Genomic DNA, 7,266 nt, shown 5'->3' with positions numbered 1-7,266 from the left:
GCTGCCGTACTTCGCGGGTGAGCGGTCCCCGATCTTCGATCCGCAAGCACGCGGGGTCGTGGCCGGACTGACCTTGCACCACGGTCCCGGCGAGTTGTACCGAGCTGTGCTCGAGGCGGCTGGGTACGCGGTCCGCCACATCCTGCAGACACTCGATGACGAAGGCGTCGAGCGCCGTCGTTACGTCGCGGCCGGCGGGGGGACCCGCAGCAGGCTGTGGATGCAGATCATCTCGGACATCACCGGCATCGAGCAGGAGGTCCCTCGCGAACGAGCCGGGGCCAGCTACGGCGCCGCTCTGCTTGCAGGTCGGGGGACGGGCGTCGTGGCCCCCGACGCGCACTGGAACCGCGGTGCAGACGTAGTCAGACCGCAGCAGCGCCATCGCGAGCGGTACGAGGAGCTGTACGCGCTCTACCGGCGGCTCGACGCCGCCACCCGGGAGATCTCCCACGCACTCGGCGCGGCGACGCTCACGGCATTGGAACCCACCAGCAAGGACGGAAAGCCATGAAGACTCTGGACAAGCACTACATCGGGGGCCGGTTCGTACCGGCGACCGGGCCGGTCGGACAAGTCCGGGACTCCGCGACGGAAGAGATCGTTGCGCACGTGCACCATGCGACGGAAGCGGAGATCGACGCCGCCGTCACCGCCGCTAACGAGGCCGCCCACGGCTGGGCAGCAACCCCGCTCACCGAGCGGATCGCCCTGGTCCGTCGGCTGGCGGACGAGCTGGACCGGCACACGGACGAGTTCCGTGCGATCGCGGCGCAGGACGTCGGCACCGCGTCCAAGGACTGGCCATGGCACTCCGACGGTACGACGGCAGTGTTGCGGCTGGCCGCGGACGCCGCTGAGACGCTCGAGCTCGACACCGAGATCGCCAGTGCCCGTGTCCAGTACCAACCGGTGGGAACGGTCGCGTCACTGACGCCGTGGAACGTGCCGTTGATGATGATCAACTGCAAGGTCGCACCGGCGCTGCTCACCGGCAACACTATCGTCCTCAAGCACAGCGAGGTCGCTCCGCAGGCCGGTGCGCTGTACGCTGAGGTGGCCGACGTGGTGGGGATACCTGCTGGCGTGCTCAACGTCGTCACCGGCGGACCGAACTCGGGCATCGCGCTCACCGAGCACCCCGGGATCGACATGGTGGCGTTCACGGGCTCGACCCAGACAGGCCGGCACATCATGGCATCCGCCGCCGGCACGCTGAAGAAGGTCCTCTTCGAGCTCGGCGGCAAGAACGCACACGTGGTGCTGGATGATGCTGACCTCAAGCGTGCGGTCACCGCATCTGTCGCGAGCACATTCCAGAACAACGGGCAGCTCTGCCTGGCGACGACACGACTGCTCGTGCCACGACGGCTGCAGGGGCGGGCTGTCGAGATCGCTGTCGCAGCAGCCGAGAGCTATGTCGTGGGGGATCCGCGCGACCCTCAGGTGACCCTCGGTCCGGTCGTCAGCCAAGGGCACCGCGATCGCATCCGCAACATGCTGAACGAGGGTATCCAGGCCGGTGCCCGCGTCGCGACCGGCGGGCCAGAAGCCCCCGAGGGGTTGGCATCCGGCTACTTCGTGCGGCCGACCGTGCTCAGCGATGTGCCCCGCGAGAGCATCCTCGCCCAGGAGGAGATCTTCGGTCCGGTGCTGACCGTGATGCCGTATGACGGGGAGGACGATGCGGTCGCGCTGGCCAACAACACCGTGTACGGCCTGTGGGGCGCGGTGTGGTCGGCAGACGTAGAACGTGCGAACGCGTTCGCCCGTCGCATGCGTGCCGGTGGTGTGCAGATCAACGAAGGTGCATGGGATCCGCGGGTACCCACCGGCGGTGTGCGCCAGTCCGGCTTCTCGCGCGAAGGCGGGGTCGCGGGTCTGCACGAATATCTGCTGTCGCAGGCGCTCTTCCAGCCCGGTCAGGACTCCGCATGAAGTTCGGCTGCTGTGTCCTCCCGCCCCAGGATCCGATGCAGATGCGCGACTTCGTGCACCTGGCCGCTGAGCTCGGGTACGACCGGCTGTGGCTGGCCGACCAGACCTTCCACGCGGATCCGTTCGTCGCGCTGGCCGACGCCGCACGGGAGTCCGACCTCCCGCTGGGTCTCGCACTGACCAATCCGTTCACCCGGCATCCGGTCCAGATCGCCCGGGCGATCGCCACCCTGAGACATCTGACCGGACGCACGAACTGGATCTTCGCGCTCGGAGCCTCGAACCCCCGGCACGTGCTGGCACCTCTAGGGATGGAGCTGCGTAACGCCGCGACCCAGACCGGTACCGCCTTGACGGTGATCCGTGACCTGCTGCGTGGTGAGCGAGTGACCTGCGTCGATCCTCGGCTCGACTTCCAGCTGAGCGACGTGGCGCTGGAGGTGGACCCGTGCGACGACGTCGAGCTGTACCTGGGCACACGCGGTCCACGCATGCTGCAGACGGGTGGGCGAGTCGCTGACGGTGTGATCGTGGAGGCGCTCTTCACGCCGGAGGCGATCGCCTGGGCCAAGGGTGAGATCGCCACAGGCCAGGACACATCCGAGACCGGGCAGCCGCCCTCGTACGTCGCCTGGCAGATCACCGAGGTGCTCGAACCCGGAGAGCCTGTGCCCGAGCACGCTGCGGCGTTCGCGCGGCACCTGATGTCGACGACGCACGAGAGCGTGCTCGCGCGGCTCGGGTTTGATCCCGAGCTGACCGCCCTGGTCAAGGCCGGTGACCGACCGGAGCAGGTCCCCGACTGGGCCATCAAGACGTTCGCGGCGATGGACACCTCCGAGAACCTCCGCGAGCGGGTGCGGCACGCGGCCGAGGCCGGTGCCGAGATGTGGTCGTGCTCGTTCACAGGCCCGCCGGAGGAGACCGGCGCGAGCATGCGGCGTTTCGCCGAGCAGGTGATCGCACCATTGCGCGCGGCCGGACTGCCATGACAGTTCGGGCCGACCTCTCGGCCGGGAAAGCTATCAACCATCAGCAGCAAGGGAGAAGTCACAACGTGCACAAGGGAAATCAGGACGTCTTCTATCGGATGGTCGAAGCGGCCGGTCGAGATCGGCTCGCCGGGATCGTGGCCATGTCGCCGGAGAACGTGGCCTATGCCCTGGGGTTTCCGGTGCCCTCCCAGGAGCCGCTGCGGTGGCGGCACGCCGCCGTCGCCGTCGCCGCCGACGGCCGAGTGGCGGTCCTGTGCGTGGACATGGAGGAGACCACGGTCCGCTCCCAGATCCCCGGCGCCGATGTCTACGTCTGGCAGGAGTTCGCCTTCAACGCCGTCGAGGTATTCGCCACCATGCTGCGTGACCTGGGCATGGACCGCGGACAGGTCGGCATCGAGCTCGAGTACCTCCCTGCCCAGGACTTCCTCAAGCTGCGCAACGAGCTGCCCTCGGCCGAGCTGATCCCCGCCGACCGAACCCTGAACCGGCTTCGCCAGATCAAGACCCCTCGCGAGATCGAGCTCATCCGCGAGCTGAGCCGCAAGACCGATCGCGCGATCGCGCACGCCTTTGCCTCCGTGGCACCCGGCGACACCGAGCTGCAGCTCGCCGGCGCTGCGGTCACCTCCCTGTACGAACAAGGTGTCGAGCGTGAGCGCGGCATGGTCACTGCCTCCGGTGACCGCAGCCACTTCCCGAACGTCCGCGCCACCGACCGACGCCTCGGCGACGGCGACCTGATTCGTCTCGAGCTGTTCGGTGTCTCGCGGGGATACCACTCGGGCATCTGCCGCAGCGGTGTGGTCGGCACACCCTCGGACGAGGCCAAGCGCGTTTGGGACGTCCTCGTCGATTGCCGTCGGCGTGTTCTCGAGGTCCTCACGCCCGGTGTTAAGGCCCAGGAGGTCTACAGCGCATACATCGAGCGGTTCTCGGTGCTGGGCTACGCCCCGATCAGCTTCGTAGGCCACGGCATCGGGGTCTTTCTCCACGAAGACCCGTACCTCGGCGCCGATGACGAGACCGTCATCGAGGAAGGCATGGTCTTCGGAGTCGAACCGCTGCTGTACCTGCCCGGTCAGTTCGGCCTGCAGATCAAGGACACCGTCTACGTCGGACCGAACGGCGCCGAGGTGCTCTCGGACGTCATGGATGCCGAGGAGCTGGTGAGCGTCCGATGAAGATCACCGAGATCGTCTGCCGCGCCATCGCGCTCCCGACCCGCCGCAAGCAGCGTTGGGCCTCCCTCACCGCCGACCTTGGGGCGTGGGTGCTCATCGAGCTGCGCACCGACGAGGGCGTCGTCGGTTGGGGTGAAGGGACCGCCCTTGCTCAGTGGGGAGGCGACTACGGCCGGTATTACGGCGAGACGCCAGCGACCATCAGGCACATCCTCCAGACCATCTATGCCCCGGTGCTCATCGGCGCGGACCCCCGAGATCTGCAGGGCGTGCTCGCGCGCATGGACGCAGGGGTTCGCGGTCACCACTATGCCCGCACCGCGGTCGAGGCGGCGCTGCTGGACCTCAACGCCAGAGCAGCGGGGATTCCCGTGTACCAACTGCTCGGTGGCCGTCGTCGTGATCGCGTGAGCATCGCGCACAGCATCGGCCTAATGCCTCTCGAGGCTGTCCTCGACGAGCTGGAGCTGGTCCTCGAGGAGGGGATCTCGACCATCAAGCTCAAGGTCGGGGAAGACCGTGCGCGTGACATCGAGGTCGTGACCCGCGTACGCGAGCGCTGCGGCGCCGGCATCGACATCCAGGTGGATGCCAACGGCGGCTGGCGTCACGCCCCCGAGGCGCTCCGCATGATCGAGGCGATCCAGGCTGCCGAGCCGCGCTTCATCGAACAGCCCGTGGCTGGGATCGTCGAACTCGAACAGCTCGCGCGGTGGGTGCGCGTACCCCTCATGGCCGACGAGTCAGCGTGGACCGCGCGCGACGTGCTCGAGATCAGCCGCCGGAGCGCGGCCGCGCTGGTGTCGATCTACACCTCAAAGGCCGGAGGACTGCTCAACGCGATGCGGATGGACGCGGTGGCGCAAGCGTGCGGTATCGGCACGAACGTGAACGGCTCCGGTGAGAGCGGGATCGGCAACCTCGCGAACGTCCATCTCGCCGCCGCGATGGCGAGCATGACCGAGGCGAGCGTGTTCCCGATCACCGGTCTTGAGTCGAACCGACCAACCCAGACGGCGATGGCTGTGTACACCGACGACCTCCTCAGCGAGCCCTTCGGCTACGTAGACGGCCAGGTGGTGGTTCCCGACGGCCCGGGCTGGGGGATCGACATCGACCTAGACAAGGTCGCGCACTACACACTCGAGGAGCAGGTGATCCGATGACAACGGACACGGACACAGTCACCGTGATCGGTGCTGGCAGCGGCGGGTGCGCCGGCGCCGCCGATCTGGCGCGCGCCGGATACCAGGTGACGCTCTACAACAGAAGTTTTCGCCGCCTCGAACCGATCGAGTTGCTCGGCGGGATCCGCCTGGTGGCCGAAGGCCAGGATCACGGCATCCAGAGGTTGGCAGCCGTCACTGACTCGATCGAGGATGCTGCTCGCGCGGCCACGACGATCCTGGTGATGGCGCCCACGTCGGCGCTCGGCTACTACGCCGAGCAGCTGTCGGAGCATCTGACGGACGATCACCGGATCCTGCTGGCACCCGGCCACACGGCCGGGGCGTTGTACTTCAGCAAGATCATCGCCGACCGTCGGCCCGACATCTCCCCGCTGATCGGTGAGACGCACACGCTGCCCTTCATCTGCCGGATGAACGGCCCGGCGGAGGTGACCGTGTGGAGCCGGGCGAAGCGGCTGCTGGCCGCCTCGCTCCCCGGTGACCGGATCGATGAGTTGATGGAGGTCTTCGGGCCGCTCCTACCGTCGCTGCACCCTGTTCGATCGGTGCTGGAGACCTCGCTGAGCAACCACAACGCGGTGATGCACCCGGCCGGCATGATCCTCAACGCAGGGTGGATCGAGCGGACCGGTGGCGACTTCCGCTACTACACCGACGGCCACACGGCTGCGGTGAGTGCCGTGATCGAAGCGGTCGACCGTGAGCGCCGTGAGATCGGTGCGCGCCTCGGTGTCGAGCTGGAGTCCTTCCTGGATGCGTTCTACGCAGCCGGTGCCACGTCACAGGAGGCGTGGCAGTCGGGCAGTATCGAGCGGGCCATCACCGAGAGTGCTCCGAACCGCGAGATCAAGGCTCCGAGCAGCCTCGATGACCGCTATGTCCATGAGGACTTCGGTTATGGCCTGGTCCCCTTCCTGGCGTTCGCTGCTGTCGCCGGCGTTTCGGCACCGGTCACGGATGCGCTCGTGACTCTCGCCGAGACGGCGACGGGGTTCACGCTGAGGAAGGACGGTCTCAACGCGGACAAGCTGGGCCTGAGCGGCATGCAGCGCGACGAACTGGTCTCCCTGGTCGGCGCATGAGCCAGCAGCGAACCAGGACACGGGCGCAGGGGCGTCCGCGTGAGGGCGAGGTCCGTGGGCCCGTCGGAGCGCCCGTGCCCCGGGTCGAGGACGAGCGGTTGCTTCGAGGTGAGGGGCAGTTCGTCGACGACATCCGTGTCGACGGCGCACTGCACGCGCGTTTCGTCCGCAGCCCGTTCGCGTACGCGGACATCGTCAGTATCGACACCACTGCAGCCGCAGCCGCGCCAGGCGTCGTTGGGGTGTTCACGGGCGAGGACCTGGCACTTCCCAGGATCACACCACCCCTGACGACACCCGGTGTCCTAGAGCTCGGCCGGCAGGTGCTCCCGACGGACGCGGTGAGGTACTCAGGTGAACCGTTCGCCGTCGTCGTGGCAGCGACGGCGTATCAGGCCGAGGACGCCGCCGAGCTCGTCGACGCCGTTCTGGAGGAGCGGCAGCCCGTGCTGGATCCGGAGCTGGCCGCGCAGCCGGATGCGCCACAGATCCACGACATCGGCTCGAACGTCGTCTTCGAGCGGGTGAGCAGCTCGGGGGACGTCGACGCCGCGTTCGCGGCTGCGCCGCTGCGTGTGGAGCGCGTCTTTCACTGCGCTCGCTGCGCGGCCCTGCCCATGGAGACTCGCGGTATCCTCGCGCAGCCCGACGGCGACGGGTTGCGCGTGCACGTGTCCAGTCAGATTCCGCACCGTGTCCGGACGGTGCTGGCCCAGATCCTCGGGATGGAGGAGGAGGCGGTCGCCGTCGTCGCCGCGGACATCGGCGGCAGCTTCGGCCAGAAGGGTCACGTCTACCCTGAGGACGTCGCCGTCGCCTGGCTGGCGAAGACGTTGGCGCGGCCGGTGAAGTTCGTCGAGGACCGCCTCGAGAACCT

7 protein-coding genes are annotated in these 7,266 nt (G+C 67.9%); all 7 read left to right on the top strand.

The features are described from left to right. On the top strand, positions 1-514 hold a 514-nt coding region (locus tag ACOJSN_RS24545), incomplete at its 5' end, for an FGGY-family carbohydrate kinase (protein WP_420115109.1). Then, on the top strand, positions 511-1,938 hold the full coding sequence (locus ACOJSN_RS24540) for an aldehyde dehydrogenase family protein (RefSeq protein ID WP_420115108.1): 1,428 nt from the start codon (positions 511-513) through the stop codon (positions 1,936-1,938). The genes ACOJSN_RS24545 and ACOJSN_RS24540, both read left to right, overlap by 4 nt. Then, positions 1,935-2,930 (top strand): LLM class flavin-dependent oxidoreductase, encoded by a 996-nt coding sequence (locus tag ACOJSN_RS24535; RefSeq protein WP_420115107.1) that lies wholly within the window; start codon positions 1,935-1,937, stop codon positions 2,928-2,930. Before ACOJSN_RS24540 ends, ACOJSN_RS24535 begins: the two co-directional genes overlap by 4 nt. A 65-nt stretch (positions 2,931-2,995) precedes the next feature. Further along, positions 2,996-4,117 (top strand): M24 family metallopeptidase, encoded by a 1,122-nt coding sequence (locus ACOJSN_RS24530; protein ID WP_420115106.1) that lies wholly within the window; start codon positions 2,996-2,998, stop codon positions 4,115-4,117. Further along, the gene (locus tag ACOJSN_RS24525; RefSeq protein ID WP_420115105.1) at positions 4,114-5,283 is read left to right on the top strand and encodes a mandelate racemase/muconate lactonizing enzyme family protein; all 1,170 of its coding nucleotides are present in this window, start codon (positions 4,114-4,116) and stop codon (positions 5,281-5,283) included. Before ACOJSN_RS24530 ends, ACOJSN_RS24525 begins: the two co-directional genes overlap by 4 nt. After that, positions 5,280-6,389 (top strand): NAD/NADP octopine/nopaline dehydrogenase family protein, encoded by a 1,110-nt coding sequence (locus tag ACOJSN_RS24520; RefSeq protein WP_420115104.1) that lies wholly within the window; start codon positions 5,280-5,282, stop codon positions 6,387-6,389. The genes ACOJSN_RS24525 and ACOJSN_RS24520 overlap by 4 nt, the downstream gene beginning before the upstream one ends. Further along, on the top strand, positions 6,386-7,266 hold an 881-nt coding region (locus tag ACOJSN_RS24515; RefSeq protein WP_420115103.1), incomplete at its 3' end, for a xanthine dehydrogenase family protein molybdopterin-binding subunit. The genes ACOJSN_RS24520 and ACOJSN_RS24515, both read left to right, overlap by 4 nt.

The organism is Pseudactinotalea sp. (assembly GCF_048594945.1).
Classification (GTDB): domain Bacteria; phylum Actinomycetota; class Actinomycetes; order Actinomycetales; family Beutenbergiaceae; genus Pseudactinotalea.
This window is presented reverse-complemented; position numbering and strand designations above follow the sequence as displayed.

Excerpts from the sequence above, each read along its gene's own strand:
- ACOJSN_RS24520 (WP_420115104.1), top strand. The coding sequence starts at position 5,280 with ATGACAACGGACACGGACACAGTCACCGTGATCGGTGCTGGCAGCGGC.
- ACOJSN_RS24535 (WP_420115107.1), top strand. The coding sequence starts at position 1,935 with ATGAAGTTCGGCTGCTGTGTCCTCCCGCCCCAGGATCCGATGCAGATG.
- ACOJSN_RS24525 (WP_420115105.1), top strand. The coding sequence starts at position 4,114 with ATGAAGATCACCGAGATCGTCTGCCGCGCCATCGCGCTCCCGACCCGC.
- ACOJSN_RS24540 (WP_420115108.1), top strand. The coding sequence starts at position 511 with ATGAAGACTCTGGACAAGCACTACATCGGGGGCCGGTTCGTACCGGCG.